At 46.4% G+C, this 18,995-nt stretch carries 16 protein-coding genes; 9 read left to right on the forward strand and 7 right to left on the reverse strand.

Going from position 1 to position 18,995, the window contains the following annotated elements:
• Positions 1 to 16: 16 nt before the first annotated feature.
• Positions 17 to 490 carry a hypothetical protein gene (locus tag ACVBIL_RS10200; RefSeq protein WP_447166876.1) on the reverse strand — a complete coding sequence of 158 codons (474 nt, stop codon included), beginning with the start codon at positions 488 to 490 and terminating at the stop codon, positions 17 to 19.
• A 784-nt stretch (positions 491 to 1,274) separates the two neighbouring features.
• Between ACVBIL_RS10200 and norR the strand changes: the two genes are divergently transcribed.
• From norR to ACVBIL_RS10225, 5 genes are all read left to right on the forward strand, one after another.
• Positions 1,275 to 2,855 (forward strand): nitric oxide reductase transcriptional regulator NorR, encoded by a 1,581-nt coding sequence (gene norR, locus ACVBIL_RS10205; protein ID WP_447166877.1) that lies wholly within the window; start codon positions 1,275 to 1,277, stop codon positions 2,853 to 2,855.
• 51 nt (positions 2,856 to 2,906) lie between these two features.
• Positions 2,907 to 4,385, forward strand: a complete 1,479-nt coding sequence (locus tag ACVBIL_RS10210; protein WP_447166878.1) for a M16 family metallopeptidase — start codon at positions 2,907 to 2,909, stop codon at positions 4,383 to 4,385.
• On the forward strand, positions 4,385 to 6,016 hold the full coding sequence (locus ACVBIL_RS10215; protein WP_447166935.1) for a M16 family metallopeptidase: 1,632 nt from the start codon (positions 4,385 to 4,387) through the stop codon (positions 6,014 to 6,016). The genes ACVBIL_RS10210 and ACVBIL_RS10215 overlap by 1 nt, the downstream gene beginning before the upstream one ends.
• A 297-nt stretch (positions 6,017 to 6,313) precedes the next feature.
• On the forward strand, positions 6,314 to 7,327 hold the full coding sequence (gene parM, locus ACVBIL_RS10220) for a plasmid segregation protein ParM domain-containing protein (RefSeq protein WP_447166879.1): 1,014 nt from the start codon (positions 6,314 to 6,316) through the stop codon (positions 7,325 to 7,327).
• Between the two features lie 10 nt (positions 7,328 to 7,337).
• A complete protein-coding gene (locus ACVBIL_RS10225; protein WP_447166880.1) occupies positions 7,338 to 8,018 on the forward strand; it encodes a hypothetical protein in 681 nt (226 codons plus the stop codon).
• A gap of 320 nt (positions 8,019 to 8,338) precedes the next feature.
• Here ACVBIL_RS10225 and ACVBIL_RS10230 read toward each other — a convergent pair whose 3' ends face one another.
• A complete protein-coding gene (locus tag ACVBIL_RS10230) occupies positions 8,339 to 9,658 on the reverse strand; it encodes a D-serine ammonia-lyase (RefSeq protein WP_447166881.1) in 1,320 nt (439 codons plus the stop codon).
• Between the two features lie 21 nt (positions 9,659 to 9,679).
• Complete coding sequence (gene dsdX, locus ACVBIL_RS10235) at positions 9,680 to 11,017, reverse strand: D-serine transporter DsdX (RefSeq protein ID WP_447166882.1); 1,338 nt, start codon at positions 11,015 to 11,017, stop codon at positions 9,680 to 9,682.
• A gap of 212 nt (positions 11,018 to 11,229) precedes the next feature.
• Between dsdX and dsdC the strand changes: the two genes are divergently transcribed.
• The 4 genes from dsdC to ACVBIL_RS10255 all read left to right on the forward strand — a co-directional run bounded on the left by dsdC (position 11,230) and on the right by ACVBIL_RS10255 (position 15,307).
• A complete protein-coding gene (dsdC, locus tag ACVBIL_RS10240) occupies positions 11,230 to 12,201 on the forward strand; it encodes a DNA-binding transcriptional regulator DsdC (protein WP_447166883.1) in 972 nt (323 codons plus the stop codon).
• 154 nt (positions 12,202 to 12,355) lie between these two features.
• Complete coding sequence (gene zapE, locus ACVBIL_RS10245) at positions 12,356 to 13,759, forward strand: cell division protein ZapE (protein WP_447166884.1); 1,404 nt, start codon at positions 12,356 to 12,358, stop codon at positions 13,757 to 13,759.
• A 317-nt stretch (positions 13,760 to 14,076) separates the two neighbouring features.
• Positions 14,077 to 14,346 carry a hypothetical protein gene (locus ACVBIL_RS10250; protein ID WP_447159409.1) on the forward strand — a complete coding sequence of 90 codons (270 nt, stop codon included), beginning with the start codon at positions 14,077 to 14,079 and terminating at the stop codon, positions 14,344 to 14,346.
• A gap of 61 nt (positions 14,347 to 14,407) precedes the next feature.
• A complete protein-coding gene (locus tag ACVBIL_RS10255) occupies positions 14,408 to 15,307 on the forward strand; it encodes a leucine-rich repeat domain-containing protein (protein ID WP_447166885.1) in 900 nt (299 codons plus the stop codon).
• Positions 15,308 to 15,562: 255 nt separating this feature from the next.
• Here the strand turns inward: ACVBIL_RS10255 and rsgA are convergent, their stop codons facing one another.
• The 4 genes from rsgA to ACVBIL_RS10275 all read right to left on the reverse strand — a co-directional run bounded on the left by rsgA (position 15,563) and on the right by ACVBIL_RS10275 (position 18,947).
• A complete protein-coding gene (rsgA, locus tag ACVBIL_RS10260) occupies positions 15,563 to 16,609 on the reverse strand; it encodes a ribosome small subunit-dependent GTPase A (RefSeq protein WP_447166886.1) in 1,047 nt (348 codons plus the stop codon).
• 106 nt (positions 16,610 to 16,715) lie between these two features.
• Positions 16,716 to 17,117, reverse strand: a complete 402-nt coding sequence (locus ACVBIL_RS10265) for a helix-turn-helix domain-containing protein (RefSeq protein ID WP_447166887.1) — start codon at positions 17,115 to 17,117, stop codon at positions 16,716 to 16,718.
• A 157-nt stretch (positions 17,118 to 17,274) separates the two neighbouring features.
• Positions 17,275 to 18,252 (reverse strand): transposase, encoded by a 978-nt coding sequence (locus tag ACVBIL_RS10270; RefSeq protein WP_447166888.1) that lies wholly within the window; start codon positions 18,250 to 18,252, stop codon positions 17,275 to 17,277.
• 329 nt (positions 18,253 to 18,581) lie between these two features.
• The gene (locus tag ACVBIL_RS10275; protein ID WP_447166936.1) at positions 18,582 to 18,947 is read right to left on the reverse strand and encodes a helix-turn-helix domain-containing protein; all 366 of its coding nucleotides are present in this window, start codon (positions 18,945 to 18,947) and stop codon (positions 18,582 to 18,584) included.
• Positions 18,948 to 18,995: the final 48 nt, after the last annotated feature.

Here is an 18,995-nt window from a genome sequence, read left to right on the forward strand (position 1 = left end):
ATAATAACCTCCTACTTCAGTATTCACTAAAGTTTAGTCGGAGGAAGTAGATCTTGTCATTTATGTTGGGTGTCAGTTTTTGATTCCCTTCGTCGACTAAATTCTGAATAGATTTGGCTGGGTTCTTACCCTTAACTTCTTTGAATTCATGAGTTAGATCTTCCTCAAATGAGCACTCTTCTCCTTCAATAAAGTTATATTCACAAATATCTTCAACTTTTTCCAAATCATCAGGCAACGATTCAAAGAACAACTTAAGATTTTTGATTGTACTTGGACTCATGCGAACCGCTTTAGACACCTGGTTTGCAGAACCGTAAGCCATAATCAATGACTCTAATTCCGCAAGCGCTTTAGTTTTACCAACCAATTGCCCCCAAGTTTCAATTTGTCTATTACGTTGAGGACCACTTTGCAAGCCACCTGGATAGTAAGCATTGTTTATCGCGTCAAAAGCACACTGCAAATTCCAGTTCTTATTTATGATCAATTCTGAATCCTTCTTCCATAAACCTGAGAGACAACAAACAACTTATTGGGCAGACGCAGTGATAACATTGTTATTATTAATACGTCATGACAATGTTTACTAACTGTTTGTAAGCCTTTGTTTTAAAACATAACAAAAAGAAAGGTGACATCATATAAATAATTACGTTTGTCTTTGAGCTTATCCTTTAGACCATTATGGGCAAAAGTGATTCGAAAACTCACAGGAAACACCATTTCCCCATCGGAGTTGCCGAAGTACGTTGAAGAAATAACCGTAATGCCCACACGGATGTGGGCATAGCTTTCGCGGGGCAGGATGCCCCATCGGAAGCGTTAGGTTATTTCGAATAAGTACGAGGTAAACAACTTCGTCGGGGCGGCAGGGGTGATCCAAGAGGGGATTGCTGTTGATCCCCTCTTGGCCGTGTGTGAGCTGGAAGCTCACGACTCTGGTCAGGCGCAGCCTGATGCATTAAAAGGTCAAACGAAGTTTGATTGAGATATTGGTCAGCCGTAGCCTGATTTATTGCCAATATGTGGCAAAGCCACGACCCTTTATCAAGTGGAGCTTGATTACCAACAGTTGTTAGACAAGGTCTAACTCCCCGACTTTAGTCAAAGTGTAAAATTGACATCGACAGCCCATAGCTAAATACTGTTAAAAAGACACACCCAAGTGACCTAGGCTGATCCTAGTATCGGCAACTAGTATCAGCACACTGGAATGTGCATGCTAAAACACTCGTCCAAGGTTAACGAATTAACCTGAAATTGGAGCGCCAATGTCACTGAGTCAAAGCGACCTTACCCGTATAGCACTGGATATCACATCTGGGCTGTCAGATCACGACAGATACTCAAGACTTCTTGATACCATACGTCAAACTCTGCACTGTGACGCCGCCGCGCTGCTGCAATTTAGCGGTAAACATTTTACCCCACTGGCTATCGATGGTTTGAGTCCCGATGTACTTGGCAGGCGCTTTATATTGAGCGAGCACCCAAGACTTGAGGCCATCGCTCGCGCGGGTGATGTGGTAAGATTTCCAGCCGACAGTAAACTGCCCGACCCTTACGATGGTTTAATTCCCCATCAAGAAGACCATTTAATGGTACACGCCTGTATTGGCCTGCCTTTAGTCGCTAACGGCGCACTTATCGGTGCGGTCACTATCGATGGTTTTAACCCTGAGCAGTTCAATGGTTTTAGCGATAAAGAACTCCGCACCTTAAGTGCCATCGCCTCGGCATCACTTAACAATGCCCTGCTTATCGAGAAGCTAGAAAAGCAGGCGCTGCAGTCGCAAGAGCCGTCATCGTTTAATCATAGCAGTGACAGTGAAGTTGAAATTATTGGCCAGTCACTTGCCATGCAAGCGATGCAAAATGAGCTTAATGTGGTGGCGAGTACCGACCTTAATGTGTTGATTTTAGGTGATACCGGAACCGGTAAAGAGCTGGTTGCTAAAGCTATCCACCAGCACTCTCTTCGCGCCAATAAGCCGCTGATTTATTTAAACTGCGCCGCGCTGCCTGAGTCCGTCGCAGAAAGTGAGTTATTTGGTCATGTAAAAGGCGCCTTTACTGGCGCGATTAGCCACCGCAGCGGAAAGTTTGAGACGGCCGATAAAGGCACGCTATTTTTAGATGAAATCGGTGAATTACCACTGTCACTGCAGTCTAAATTATTGCGAGTATTACAGTATGGCGATTTACAAAAAGTCGGCTCAGATAAAAGCCTGAAAGTGGATGTGCGCATTATTGCCGCCACCAATAAAGATCTGAAGCAAGAGGTCTTAGCCGGGCGCTTTAGGGCCGATCTTTATCATCGATTAAGCGTATTTCCTATCATAGTGCCTGCGCTAAACGAGCGTCAGGGCGACGTGATTTTATTAAGCGGTTTCTTTGTTGAACGCAGCAGAGAACAGTTAGGCCTAAAGAGCCTAAGCTTGAGCACCGACAGTATTAGCCTGTTAAATAATTATGATTGGCCCGGTAACGTACGCGAACTCGAACATGTGCCGCGCCGCGCCGCGGTATTATCAAGAGCCCAATCTCAGTCTGATACCGCGGTGATCACCCCGCTGCACTTTGACTTACAGGGGCAAGCTAAGCTGCCACTTGATACGCCATTTAGCACGATAATAAAAGCCAACCAAAGCGTGGTGACTCAACCAAGTCACAATCTTAACCTTAACCAAAGCCTTAACCAAACTCTTAAGCAAGCTACTGAGTCGTTTCAGGCGCAATATATCCGTCAAGTTTTAGCCACTAACAGTAATAATTGGGCGGCTACCGCCAGAGCGCTAGATGTGGACTCTGGTAACCTGCACCGCCTTGCCAAGCGTATCGGCATAAAATAAATCGGCTCTTAAATAGCGTTAAAAGGAATTAAGACTAAATTGAAGCGATTAATGATAAGTGACATAGCGACACCTTATAGCGCCGCAGCAACGATTACCGTAACCGCCGCTGTAACGGTAACAGCCCTATTAACACTCGCCTTGCCTGTTAGCGCTCATGGCTCACTCGAGCCTAGCGCCTGCATGCTGAGCACGCTTGCTCAGCCGCTATTTGATGCAGAACAGAAAATTCAATATCGCCAGCTTGCTAATGGCCTGCAACTGCGCACTCTCGCGATTAACGGTACTCAGGCTGTCTCTATCGCCAGCCAGTTTGATGTGGGATCGCGCAATGAGATACAAGGCCAAACTGGTTACGCGCATCTGTTCGAGCATATGCTATTTAAGGGCAGCGAGCATGCCCCGGGTGATAGCTATACCCAGACCATGAGCGCCTTAAGCGGCCAGTTTAATGCCAGCACCTTTTTTGATTTTACCAACTACTACTTAACCATTCCCTCGCAAGCTCTTGAGCTGAGCTTATGGCTGGAGGCCGACCGATTTCGCTACCCAAGTTTGAATGACACCACGGTAAAAAATCAGCAAGCTGCGGTGCTCGAAGAGATGGCCACCAGCATAGATAACCAGCCTTATGTGCGCAAAGCGATGGAGTTTTTACTGTCACAGGTTGAGGGCACGCCCTATGGTCATGCGGTGATTGGCAGTATCAAAGATGTCAAAGCGGCCACACCCGAGAGCTTAAACGCCTTTCATCAACGCTATTATCGCCCCGATGCCATGCAGTTAAGCTTGGTGGGCGATATTCCAGCTCAAACCCAGTTTTGGGTAGATGAGCAGTTTGGTGACTGGCAAGCACCAAAAATTGAACAGGCTCAACTTGACGATCTTCAGCTAACCCCGCAGCCTGTGCATGGTGAGATTATCGATGAGAGAGGCCCTTGGCCTGCGGTGCTATTAGCTTGGCACACGGCAGGGCGTGACTCGCCAGATGCAGCCGGACTAGCCTTACTTGAGGCGTATCTGTTTCAAAACAAGAGCAGCCTCATTCAAGGCACTAGCCTTAACGACCCCGACCAGCTGTTAAGTTACTCTATCCCGTTAACGATGACCCATCACGGCGTAACTAACTTAGTATTAGTGCCACGCGCGCGCACTTCGCTCGATACGCTCACTGAAAATGTGCAGGGCTTAATCGACACAGTGACAGACAAGCCGATATCAGCTGCCAAACTGTGTCAGCTAAAACAAATTTGGCTTAATAAAGCGCTAGCGCGTTTAGACTCACCATCACAACTAGCAAAAGCCCTTTCAGCCACAGCCCCGCAAGATAAGCGGCATCCACTGACCGGGCCTTGGCAAAGAATAAACGCCGTAACACCTGCACAACTGCAGGCTATTGCCCAAGGCTATTTTAGCCAAAATGGCGTTCGTCTCGACCTGCTTCCGCCTTGGTATATTCGAGCGACTAAGTCCATTTTAGAGGTCTTGCCTAAGGGAATGACTGACAGCCTTGAAGAGAGCGTCATGTGATGAAGCCATATATTGAAAAGCCGCTGAAGCAACAACTTAAGCCACTAACCTGTGGCACGCTACTGCTAAGCGTAATATTAAGTCTATTGGGCTGCCAGCAAACCCAGATAACATTTACCCCAACCGCTGAGCCGCAGCTGCCAGTATTTGATAAGTTGCAGGGCGCACCAGAGATTGCCGCACTAATCTATCAAGCCGCCACTCCCATTGAGCGTGTAGTGCTGCCGATTGAAATTGAAGCCGAACCTGATGCTGTACTTGAGCCTAGGTTAAAACCAGCGCTTGAACTGTACCTATTTGACGATACGCCCTCTGGGTTAAATCATCTGTCGCTAGTGGCTTATAGCCAAACTCCGATGGCAAACCTTGATGTGCTGGTGAATGCTTTTCGCGAAAAAACCCTCTACTTAGCGCAGCAATCAAACTTAGCCTGCGCTGAGAGTCTGCGTATTCGCCCAAGCATGCACAGCCTGACGATTAGCATCGATTGCCCCGACTCCCCCGCCCTTGCTAGTGAGTTGTTAATGCAGTTTTGGCAAGCCGCTAGTGTTAACCAAATGGGCAGTTTTGATGAAATAGGCAGTTTTAACGAAATAGACATCGCCAATGTGCGCCGCCAACTCAAGTTGGCTAAACATATCAATGCCTACAGTGGCGCCGAAATTGATGATGTGTGGGCTAAAAAAATCCTCGGTGAGCAACATGTTTATAATCAAGTGCTCAATGACAAAACCCTTGCTGATGAGCTTGACTTAACCAAGCTTAACCAAGTCAGAGACACGATTTTCACCCAATCTAACTGGGCGCTGTTTGCCAATCTAAGCCTTGGACAAGACAAGCAGTTTACTTCTGCGGTGACAAAGCAATTTAGCTCGTTAATCTCTACTGCCCAGCTCGCAAACTCAGCGGCGAGCAGCAAATTGACAACGCGTTCTAGTGCCGTGATGGACTCTAGCCCTGCTGTCAATCCAGCTATCAGTCCTGCAGTCGATATCAGTAATGATAACAAGACACTGTTTATCATCGATGCCCCTGGTAGCGTACAAACACAGGTACGTATCGGCTACCCACTGGATGCCAGTGATACAAGCAAGGATAGCATTCAAGATTGTAAACTACTGGCCAGCTGGCTTGGGCGCAGTTTTTCAGGCCGGCTTTATTACGATCTACGCGAAGTGCGCGGCCTAACCTACGGCATCTATGGCCGCTGCTTTGATAATCCATTATCACGCACACTTAAGTTTTACGGCAGCACTAAGCTTGAGCACTCAGGTGCCTTTATCAGCGGCGTGTTAGATCATTTAGCATTAGCAAGCCAAACGCCAGCATCAACGGCAGAGGTCAGTACCTTAAAGAACTACCTCACTAGTCAGCAGATGCTACGCCAAGCCAACTACCGCGCCGTCGAGTTCGATAGCATAAAGCAGTTAGTGCGCGGCTATGAACCTGAGCGCGAGCAAAAAGAGGCTGCAAGGTTGGCAGGCTTAACCCCTGCACAGCTACAACAGATTGCCAGCTCGGTATTTAACAATACGCCCTATATCGTGATTAGAGGTGATGGCGACAAAATACGCGAAGATATTAAGCAAAAATTGCCCGAGTGGAACATTGTTAACGCCAGTGTCGATTAGCCTACATGACTCGCCGTGGCGACAATAACGCTCTGCTCATCTGCCGACATTCAGGCTATGCCATCCCTATGACAATTCCTATCACATAACAGTGATGACATAGGGGTTGCATAGCGGTGATGGCATACCACTGACCCGCCAATTCACACCGCCGATTATTGATGCTTTTTCAGGCGCTAAACTATCGAGTTTGCGACTGAGATATCAGCCTTAAAAAATAAATCACATTTAGATTTCAGTTCTTCAACCTTGCGGTCGCATTCACTTGCAAAATTGGGTTTATTTTAAGGAACTGTAATGCATTCGAGCATGACCAAATTTGCTATCGATGATGGCTCTACCAATGTAAAAATTAGCTGGATTGACAACGGTCAAGTGCGTAGCGTTACCTCACCTAACTCTTTTCGTAAAGACTGGAAGAGTGCGGCTTTGCTTAACGATCGCAAAGTGTTTAATTACCAAATTGCATCGACTAAATATACCTACGATGCCACATCTGACAAGGCGCTTTCGACCACTCATGTCGCCTTTCAATATGATGACTTAAACCTATTATCTGTTCACCACGCCCTACTGCAAACGGGTGTTAAGCCTGGCCCTGTCAGTATTTTGGTGACTTTACCCATCACCGAGTACTACAAAGCTGACGATTGTCAGAAAAACGAAGAAAATATCGCGCGTAAAAAAGCTAACTTGATGCGCGAAATTACGCTTAACAAGGGCGAGCTATTTACCATTGTTGACGTTGAAGTGCTGCCAGAAAGCCTACCGGCCGTGTTGACCACACTGATGGACTCAGGCGTTAACGAGTTCGCTAAATCTTTGGTGATTGATTGCGGTGGTACAACCTTAGATATGGGCGTGATTGTCGGTGAATTTGACGATGTATCGGCTGTTTATGGCAATGCCGAGATTGGCGTATCTATGGTCACCAACGCAGCGAGAAAAGCCTTATCGGCGGCAGACAGCGACGCGAGTTACTTAGTGGCTAACGAGCTCATTAAGCGCCGCCATAACCGCGAATTTGTTGAAGAAGTCATTAACGATATCAGCAAGGTAGACTGGGTACTTGAGCGTATCGAAGACAAGATTGCCGAGCTCGGTGCGGCTGTTGCCTATGAAGCAAAAACCTTTACCCGTAATCCAAACCGCATCTACTTAGTGGGTGGCGGCGCGATGCTGATTGAAAGCGCGATCCGCGATGCGTATCCGTCGCTGGGCGAAAAGATTGTGATGGTGAAAGATCCGCAAGAAGCGCTATCACGCGAGATCTGCTGCTACCACGCGGCAGAGCCAAGCGACGCGGCTTAAAGGGACCCTTATGCGCATTCGATTCAATGTAGGTCTAGAGCCAGAAATCTATGACAGCCACAGCTACGCCATAAAAACCCTAAGGGGTTGGCAGCAGCAGGAAAAAGCGCGTAATGATGAGACGGATATCGTGCTACAGCGCCGTATTCAGTTTCATCGCGATCTCTATCTATCGGGATTATTCCTGCATGAATTGGCGCCGCAGTTGCCGTCTATGCTCACTCAGACTCTGCTACAAGATAAGGTGAACTGCCAAACCTTAGTGTGCCAGATCCGCTCAGCGGGCCTGTCTTTAGAATCGAGTGAAGATAACGGTTTATCTGAGCAGCAGTGGCTAAAGTTAACCTCTATGCTTGAGGGCGCTAGCTTACCTAATCAGCAAAGCGAGCCATTGAACCTAAGCTCAATTGAGCAGCAACTTGAGCAGTTACAACAAGGGCAGGAGCAGTTAAGTAAACTGTTCAATAACTTGCCCGCCGTAGCTGACACTGTGCAGCCTCATGCAGAACTTGATTTAGCCGCGCAATTTAGTCAGCTTAAACAGGGGCAGGACAAGTTAATGGCACAGATAAAAAGCCTATCTAGCCAATTAGCCCAAACACCTGCCAGCGCGCCAGCGAACGATGAGACTCCTAACTTAGAGACTCAACTGGAGCGAGCGCGACGAGTAAAATCCAAAGGCCTGTGGTAATTTTTTACAGTACTTTATTTTCAGTGCTATTAATTTTCAGTGCTTTATTTACAGTGCTATAAAACAGTTACAATAAAAAAATCCACCTTGTTAAGGGTGGATTTTTTTTGGCTTTAATTCTAGCTGTGCATTTTTGAGCAAAATTGAACGCTAGAAACAAAAAAGCAGAGCCAAGACTCAATGTCTCAGCTCTGCCCTTCTTCCAACTCGATACATTAATAAGAACGAGCCAGCCACTACATTAGTATTAGCAGCTACATTAGCACTAACTACTATACAAGGTGTTAGCTATTATATAAGTATTAGCTTTTATATAAGTATTAGCTAGCTTGCGCTAGGTACTTTGCCATCTCAACCGCAGGCACCATTCCGCCGCCCGTCGCCCACACCACGTGTGTCGCGTTGCTCATCATCTCAGGTGTTAGCCCCATACGCGCTTGATACTGTGTATCGCCGCTCACTCTAAGTGCGCCCGGCATACCCGCAAGAGCTGACGGCTCAAGCTCAATCTCCTCACTCTTAGCCAGTAAACCAAGTAGGTCATACATGTGCTGATCGCTTAATGTGTAGTAGCCATCAAGCATACGCTCCATGGCGCGGCCGACAAAACCTGATGCACGGCCTACTGCTAAACCATCGGCTGCCGTGACGTTATCGATACCTAAGTCCTGTACCGCAATTTCATCATGCAGACCCGTGTGTACGCCAAGTAGCATACAAGGAGAATGTGTCGGCTCAGCAAAGAAGCAATGTACGTTATCACCAAACGCTAACTTAAGACCAAACGCCACACCACCAGGGCCACCGCCTACACCACAAGGTAGGTAAACAAACAGCGGGTGCTCGCTATCAACCTTGATATCAGCGCCGTCAAACTGCGCTTTTAAGCGCTCACCAGCCACTGAATAACCAAGGAACAACGTGCGCGAGTTTTCATCGTCGATGAAGAAGCAGTTAGCATCAGACTCAGATGCTTTACGGCCTTGCTCCACCGCAACGCCATAGTCTTGTTCATATTCAAATACATTCACGCCGTGGCTACGTAGCTTATCTTTCTTCCACTGACGGGCGTCAGCAGACATATGCACGCTAACGTTAAAGCCAAGCTTAGCGCTCATAATGCCGATAGACATACCTAGGTTACCGGTCGACCCCACCGCAATGCTATAACCGCTAAAGAAGCTCTTCATCTCTTCGGTGAACAGCATTTGATAGTCGTCAGACTCTTTCAATTTACCTGCTGCAATCGCCAATTTTTCGGCGTGGGTTAGCACTTCATAAATCCCGCCGCGCGCCTTGATAGAGCCAGAAATCGGTAAGTGGCTGTCTTTTTTCAGCATCAGTTTACCGGCAATCTTTTGGCCGTATTTGGCTTCTAGCGCCTGCTTCATCTTTGGAATCGCCACCACTTCTGACTCAATAATGCCGTTCGTTGCAGCCGTTTCTGGGAATGCCAGCGCAAGGTAAGGTGCAAAGCGTTGTAAGCGTGCACTTGCATCAGCCACATCAGTGCTGTCTAAGCCTACATAGGGTAGTGATTCCGCTAAGTGGGTCGCCTTGGTTTCAAACCAGCTGACTTCTTCTAGATTGATAAGCTTAGTCAGCAAAGGGAAGTCATTTATCAGTTGTTGAGTATTCATGGTTTCAGGTTCCCTTTAGGATTAAATAACATAAGAAAGAGCAAAGGTCGCAGCCAGTGCCACAAGTGAGGCGATAAAGGTTGCGGTGGTGTAATACATAAATGTTTGTTTCATCGTGGCGCCGGTGTACTGCTTAACGAGCCAGAACAGTGAGTCGGTAACGATAGTGCAGCCGATTGCGCCAGAACCGATAGCTAAGGTCACGATAACGGGGTTCAAGTCTGGGTAAAGCACTAATAACGGCGACACAATCGCAGTTGCGCCCATCATGGCCACAGTTGCTGAGCCAACGGCTGCGTGCAGGACAATGGCCACTAACCAAGCCAGTAGCACAGGGTGCATATCAAGGTTTGCGAGAATTTGCGCCAGGCTATCGCCCATGCCGCTGCCACTTAATACACCGTTAAACGCGCCGCCCGCACCGATAATCAGCAAGATATTAGCAATTGAGGCGAAGCTGTCTTCGGTTTTAGTCAGCAAGGTGCCCATAGTCATCTTGTTGCGTAGACCTAGCAGGTAATAAGCCACAAACGCTGCGATAAACATCGCGGTGATTGGGTTACCGATAAATTCAAGCGTGGTGTAAAGCGCAGTACCCGGCTCCATATACAGCTCGGCCACGGTTTTAACCAACATCAAGATAATTGGCAAAAGGATAGTGAACAAGGTGGTGCCAAGTGATGGTAACTCGCTCTCTTTACGAGCAGTGACTTCACTAAACTCAGCGGGCACAGGTAGGTGCGGCAATTTATCGCCAAACAGCTTAAGGAACAGTGGGCCACCAATTAACGAAGCCAGTAGACCGATTAACAGACCCCAGATAATGACTGAGCCAACATCAGCGCCTAGTGCGTTAGTCACAAACAATGCAGCAGGGTGTGGCGGCACGATGCAGTGCACGGCCATCAATGCAGTACATAACGGAATGGCGAGCTTTAACAGTGAAGTATTCGTTTTGCGCGCTATAGAGAATGCCAGTGGGATCAGCAATACCACGCCAACTTCAACGAACAGGGTGATACCACAAATAAGGCCGACTAATACCATAATGACATCGGGGCTTAAGTAGCGAGACTTTAGCAAGGTGATGCCAATACGCTCGGCTGCACCTGAGATCTCCATCATCTTGCCTAAAATGGTGCCAAGTCCGATTACAATCGCCAAGAAGCCTAAGGTGCCACCAATGCCAGACTCCATCGCCTTGATCATTTCAAGTGGTGCCATGCCCATCATGCCACCCACAAAGAAACTGGCAAGTAGCAGAGCAAGGAAAGGATGCAACTTGAACTTAACGATGCTAATGACAATCAACAAGATACTGCTAAGCAGCGTACCGATAATCCACAGCTGTGATTCCATTGTATTTCTCTATTGGTTAAAAGGAGTTCAAAAGGTATTGAAACGTGGCGCTATTAAATCCAAACAATGGAATGCTGACAAAAGATATAAATCAGCGTTCGCTTGAGCCAGATTGTAGCAACCAGTACTTAGGCGTCACAAAAGTGCTTTTAACATGACCCAAGCATCAAGTGTGTTGATAAAATCGGTGCTTAAAGGCGGCTTAGAGTAAAATGTGCCCATCAAAATTTGAGATGTTAGTCATGTACTCCCAACAAGATGTATTCAGCAGAAACCGTTTACTCAGCAGTTATCAGCTTGCAAAGCTGCATACCTTCGAAGTAGTGGCTCGTCACCAATCTTTTTCGCTCGCCGCAGAAGAGTTATGCGTTAGCCCCTCAGCCGTGAGTCATAGAATTACCGCGCTGGAGACTGAATTAGGCTTCAAGCTGTTTTCTCGCTTTCATCGCAGAATTGAGTTAACAGAAGATGGCAAGCGACTGTTTTCAAAGTTGAAGGACAGCTTAAAAAGCCTGAATCAGGAAGTGTTTGAGATTAAAAACCAAGAGGTGTCGGGTAAGTTGACCATCTATTCTCGCCCCTCTATCGCCCAGTGTTGGCTGGTGCCTAAAATTGCTAATTTTAGCCGTCAGTACCCGGCTATTTCGGTCAACATTTTGACCGGCAATGAAAACGTTAACTTCAACAGTTGTCATATCGATCTGGCCATCTATTACGACAATCGCCCGCGCAGTAAACTGTTTTGTCAGCACTTGATGGATGAGACCATTATGCCGGTCTGCAGCCCAGAATACGCCGCCGAGCACGACCTGATTGGCAAGCCAGAGCACCTGAGTCGCTGCACCCTGCTGCACGACAACCAAGCCTGGGAATATGACTCAGATTGCGATGAATGGAAGTACTGGGGCGAAAAGCTTGGAGTCAATATTGATGACAGCCGCTCAATCGGTTTTGACCGCTCAGACTTAGCTGTTATTGCTGCCATGAATCATGCTGGCATCGCCATGGGACGTGGGCAACTGGTGAGTAAGCGCATTGTGCGAGGGGAGCTCATCGCGCCTTTTGCAGGCCTGCAGGTAAAATGCGAACAGACCTATTATGTCGCTTCACATGATAAAGAGCTCAACCCCAAAGCTAAGCTATTTGTAGACTGGCTAAAGCAGCAAGCCCTCCCCGCTCAATAATTCATTAATTAGGCATTTAAACTACAGAGCTTGTTTAGAGGGCTAAACAACTCTCAACTTACAGTGCGATTAAATTTACTCATATAGACAGATGCCCAATAGGTGAGCGTGAGCTGATATAATCCCGTCATATCAAAGTCGGTAATGGAATGTTATGACCCGCCAAGCTGCTAATCGATTGAGCCAACACGCCCCATTTAATGCCAGCGCCGCTGACACTGATACGAGTGCCAATATCAGTGCTTCAGCTAATGGCCCGCTAGCGCGCTATTTAGAACAGATAGTACAGCAACAGATTATCGATGACAGCGCGCAGTACCAAGCCATAGAAGAGCTAGAGCGATTGCATCAGCGGCTAACTCAAATACCTCAAATGCCCCAAATCAATGGCCATGCGAATCCAATCTGTCAGGGTCTCTATATGTGGGGGGATGTTGGCCGCGGTAAAACCTACTTGATGGATCTGTTTTATCAAAGCCTTGATAGTGAGACAGAAACTAATGATTACAAAGCAAGAGTCCCCAAGCTTAGATTGCACTTTCACCGTTTTATGGCACGTATTCATAAAGAGTTGATTAGTGAGGCGGGTAACCGTGACCCACTTGAGCGCATTGCCAAACGGGTCGCAAATGAGTGCCGCGTACTGTGTTTCGATGAGTTTTTTGTCAGTGACATTGGCGATGCCATGATTTTAGCCAAGCTGTTTGAAGCGCTATTTGAGCAGGGTATTACCTTAGTCGCCACCTCCAATATCCCGATTAATGAGCTATATAAAAATGGCTTACAGCGACAACGTTTTTTACCCACTATCGACCTGCTAAACCGCTTTACCCAAGAGATCCATTTAAGCGGCGAGCAAGACCACCGCTTACATCCATCAGCGGCGACAAGCCTGAGCCCACGCTACTTTGTTAACGCGCCCGCCCAAGAACAGGCTGCCGAAAATAACGACATGACAGAGCAGTTTGAGCGTATTTTTAGCGCTTGCTCTAATGCTGATACCGATACTAATGCAGGTGCAGGTGCATTAATTTCAGCGCCGCTGTTAATTCATGGCCGCATAATCGACACCGTAAAATACACCTCCAAAGTGGCCTGGTTTGAGTTCGACGCCCTGTGTGACGGCCCACGTTCGCAGCTCGATTACATCGACATCGCCAGCCGCTTCAGCACAGTACTGCTGACTCAAGTGCCTGTACTAGGCGGCGAGCCCCGCAGTTGGATTAGAGCCCGCGGCACCGAAGATGGCGCCCAGCACTTTACAACCACTGCAATTGAAAGCGCCAATACAACTGCCGCTATTGAAACGGCTGCTTTTGAGACAGCTGCATTTAACACTGCGGCTTTTGAAACGGGCAATAGACAACTGTCTTACGCGGTGAGTGATGACCCCGCGCGGCGTTTTATCAGCTTAGTAGATGAGTTATATGACCAAGGGGTGGAGCTCTATATTCAAGCCGCTGTGCCTATGGATGAGCTGTATATTGGCGGCGCGCTTAGCTTTGAGTTCAGACGTACATTGAGCCGCCTGACCCAGATGCAGAGTTTGCAATATTGATTGCCCTAAGAATACTCTCACCATCAGTGGTTGCAATGACCTGCGGCCTTAGCATGTGCCGATGCTCACATCGAGTATATCCTTGTGAGCTCAACGAAAACATCTGATGTGAATGGATTCACACATGCCGCGGTGACATGAACGTCATAGAGCGGCCTTACCACCAAAGCCTCAGCCTTATCGACACTGAGTTAGAACAGCGGACTATCCAAGCTTATGCGGCTAACGTCAGAATGCTCAACAAATTCGATATCACATCTATTGCTCATCTCATGGTTACGGCATAATAGCGCCAATTACATTACAGAGTCGTAAATATGGACAACCAGCAAGAAAGTTACATGACTGAAGAAACCCTTATTGAAACAGTCGAAAATCAGATCGCCGACGGCGAACCGAAAAAGGTCAAAGAGACCTTGATGCGTTTGGTGATGACAGGAACGCCGCGTGAAGAAGCGATTCAATGGATGGCATGTGCGCTAGCGATTGAAGTCAGTGATGTGATGCTAAATGGTGCTTCGTTTAACGAAAAACGTTACAACCAGCATTTAGATGCCATGCCAAATTTAGATTGGATGGAAGACTGATATTCACCTATGTCATATCGAGCTCTTTAATATCAAGCTCCTTGGCATCAACTTATCTCGCATGTTAAGTGGTGTTCTCGTTGCTATGCTGTTTGGGCTTTCTATACAAGAAAGCCCCGCGCATCAAGCCGAGTTAACACCAAGCCCTACACCTCAAGCAAATGCACCTCAAGCAAATGATCCTAAAGCAAAGAGAGAATTCACCGTGAGCCAGCCACATACTCTGACATTAGATGACGTATCGTTTAATAAAAAAACAGGCCGAATTGATGTGTATCATGGTGATTATCAACACATCATTATCCCCGATAATTTTGATGGTATCTCCGTTACTAAGATCTGGGACTATGCTTTTTCAGAGGCTGAGGAGTTAAGCGAAGAATTCGAAGAGTTCCCAAAGAACCCAATCGCCAGCATCGTTATTCCTAATACAGTAACAGAAATCGGCGAAAGTGCGTTTCGACGCAATGCCCTAACTCAGATTGATATTCCGACTTCGGTCACTCGAATCGGCTATTATGCCTTTGCAGAAAACACATTAACTCATGTCGATATTCCAGACTCTGTGACAGAAATCGTAGAGGGTGCATTCGCCAAGAATGCCTTAACCCACCTGACTCTGCCAAATTCACTGACTGAAATTAATGATCGAGTGTTTCAATTTAATGCGTTAACCAGCATCACTATTCCTGATTCCGTGACTGAAATCGGTTTAGGCGCATTTAGGGGGAATGAATTTCAAAGCATCACAATTCCTGACTCGGTAACTGACATAGGTTCAGAAGCGTTTGCAGATAATGCCATAACCAGTGTATTAATTCCGACTTCGGTCACTTACATGGGTGATGACGCTTTTACCGATAACCCATTAAGGGGCAGGATTATCAAAGGCTTTGGCAAGAAAAAGCCGCGCAGAGAACTCACTGACGAAGAGTGGCTCGAAGCCTTTGGTGACTTATAAGCTTAAGTCACCCTCAAAGTTTGGGGTAGGTATCAAGCAGCGCTTGACCATTTCTTTCATAAAGAGTCCGAGCCGCCCCGACGAAGTTGTTGATCCTCATACTCCAATAAAAATTGACTAACGGCTCAGATGGGGAACAGTGTTTTCTGTAAGCTATTCCAACCAATTAGCGATTGATTTATGGTTCAAGATAGAAGAACAGAGTATTAAGATTCGAATAGTTTACTCTGACCCCACATTTCACTTTCGAAAATATCAATAACCTTTTTTGAAACGCTTGGCTGCACTTTGAGCGCTATTAATGAGTTTGCCTAAGGCTCTGTCTTTAGTTCGTTTCTCTGCCAGCGTTGCACCATTGAGTGCTTGCTCTTTGAGTAACTTCTGAAAACTATGTAAACGCCTTTCTGTTAAATCACCATTTTTGATGGCTCTTTGCACAGCACAACCCGGTTCAGAATCATGTGAGCAATCAGAGAAGCGACATTGCTGCGCAAGCTCTGTAATTTCAGCAAATGTTTCACTCACACCATGCTCACTGCTAGCAAGCTGTAATTCACGCATTCCTGGGGTATCCATTAGAACGCCACCGCTTGCTAATACCTTGAGTGCCCGGTGTGTTGTGGTGTGGCGCCCCTTACTGTCATCCTCGCGAATGCCGCCTATTTGCTGAGATTCAAAGCCCAGTAAGCTATTAACTAGGGTTGATTTACCCACGCCAGATGAGCCCATAAAGGCAATGGTTCTACCATTACGACAGTACGCTTCAAGCAGTTTAATATCTTGGCTATCAAGCGCATTGAGAGTATGCACCTGCAACATAGAATCTAACTGCTGTACTTGCTCTCGCTTAGCATCGGCATCTTCACACAGATCAGATTTAGTTAACAGGATCACCGGCTCAACCATCGCTTCGCGGGCGAGGGTGAGGTAGCGCTCAATTCGGCTCAAACTAAAGTCATGATTCAGAGAAGAGACAATCATGACAATATCGATATTGGCTGCAATCAGCTGAGTCGCCACCTTAGACCCGGGCGCTTTACGCTCGAATAGTGACTGACGTTCAAGACTTCGATGCAATCTTAGTTGGTCATCAAATAACACCCAGTCACCAACACAAATTTTCTCATCAATCACAGTAAAAGTGAGACTTTGCAGCCCTTGCTCCGACATCACCACGATACGGTCACGATGCTGTTCCATTACTCGACCGATAGCAAAATCAGTTAGGTCTTCTAAGCTCTGCTGTTGCTGAAAAAAAGGTTTCCATCCAAGTTGTTGAAGTGTTGGATTTTGGCTATTCACGTACTGTTTTCTCACATCTAATGGTTGTATTCATCTTAGAGGCATTTAGCCAGAGACGATTGAATATTTCCGACAGTTTAAATTCAAAAACTTAAATTCGACAAGCTTAAAGAGAATTAGATCTGACACCGCCATAAGCATCAATGGTCAGCCCACGCTCTTTTTCATAGGTTTTGGGGGTAAAGCCTAGCTGTTTCTTTAGGTAGCGGATCAAATGAGGTTGCTCGCTAAAGCCGAACTTCAAGGCGACATCCACCCAATCAAGTTCTGCTGAATCTCGTTGATACACATATTCTAGCATCTTTTCCAAGCGGTTCATTGATTGGCATTGTTTAAGGGGTAGCGCAGTAACCCGCTGAAAACTTCTTTCGAGTGTGCGTTGTGAACAATAAAACTTGCCACAATAGACACTTCCAATATCCCTATAGAATAAAACATAAGCCAATAAAACATAAGCCACCCATGCTAAATCAACAAGATAGTACCACTTGCCGGTTTTAGCTTCCAAGCCACATTAAACTATCAATTCATATTTTCAGATAGGCGGTTCAAGATGAGCAAATACCGATGAGCGATGCTTTAAGCTGGAAAGTGATAGATTTTAAACGAAGGGAATCGGCTCATAGAATGGTTCTATAAACTAAATAAGAGGATTGTTTGAATGCTTAACCTGCCTGGAGATACTCACAGCAGTGTGCGAAATGCCGTCGTCGCTTCTCTAGATGCTCACAATAATGAGTTAGCTCTTGTAAACTGCCTACTGGCCCATGAAACAACGTACCAAATTCTGAGGTGAGTTTTATCCAATTGTCACTCGGAATATTGAGTCTATCCAGTATGTTTTCTGCATTAGCAGAAATGGCTCCTCGTTTGTCATCCCGAATGATTCGACCCGTTTCATCAACAAGCGTTAAATAATCTTCAAGCGAGAAGTTAATCCCTTTTGATTGATGCTTTTTCTCATTACCGACAAAAGGCAGTAACTTGGCAGGTTGCCTGCCACTTATGGCAGCCTTCACTCTTAGTTGCAAGCTGGTATAGTCTGATTTTTCAGGCGTTTTTGCCACCTTGGCTCGAATAGGATTTAGCTCAACATAGGTCATACAGGCCAGTACTGCTGCTTCATCGAGCAATGCTTGTGACTTAAAGCGTCCCTCCCAAAAGTGCCCTGTGCAGTTGTCTTCATAATTAGCTTGCCTTGCGATAGGTTCATTAAGGCAACGCATGAACCAACTGATATCACTAAGGCGGGAACGATAAGTTGCTATCAAGTGTTTTAGGATTGCAACCATACACTCTTCAATCACCTCACCGTTGGCAAATTTCTGAGTTATATCAGTACCATTAAACAGCTTATGCCATTGCTCGATGACTTCCCTATCTGACCAGCTATTCACCGTTTCTAGGTCTATATACAGCACCACATGCAGATGATTACTCATCACTGCATAGGCAGCGACATCTATCGCAAACACCTCTGTTAGCTTGAGTATTTGCGCTTCAACCCAACCACGGCGATGGTCATAGTTCTTGCCTGTGAATTTATCATCACCACACAAATAGGCGCGTCGAACGACACGGCTACAACAGTGATAGTAAGGCGTATCTTCAAGGCTTATTAGCGTACTTCTTGCACGGGGCATAGCAACCTCCCACTTCAGTATTCACTAAAGTTTAGTAGGAGGGCCAAAAACATGCTATTAACTATGGGTGTCAATACTGGAATCCGTCAATACTGGAATCCGATTAACTATGGGTGTCAATACTGGAATCCATAGCAAAATCAGTTAGGTCTTCTAAGCTCAGCTGTTGCTGAAAAAAAGGTTTCCATCCAAGTTGTTGAAGTGTTGGATTTTGGCTATTCACGTACTGTTTTCTCACATCTAATGGTTGTATTCATCTTAGAGGCATTTAGCCAGAGACGATTGAATATTTCCGACAGTTTAAATTCAAAAACTTAAATTCGACAAGCTTAAAGAGAATTAGATCTGACACCGCCATAAGCATCAATGGTCAGCCCACGCTCTTTTTCATAGGTTTTGGGGGTAAAGCCTAGCTGTTTCTTTAGGTAGCGGATCAAATGAGGTTGATCGCTAAAGCCGAACTTCAAGGCGACATCCACCCAATCAAGTTCTGCTGAATCTCGTTGATACACATATTCTAGCATCTTTTCCAAGCGGTTCATTGATTGGCATTGTTTAAGGGGTAGCGCAGTAACCCGCTGAAAACTTCTTTCGAGTGTGCGTTGTGAACAATAAAACTTGCCACAATAGACACTTCCAATATCCCTATAGGTCAGATGCCAAGGAGCGGCCTGCCCCAAGAAAGCTATGCCCACATCCCTGTTGGCATCATGACACTTTTTTAGATAAGCAGTCTTCAACCT

The sequence above is a fragment of the Shewanella sp. 125m-7 genome (assembly GCF_052977045.1).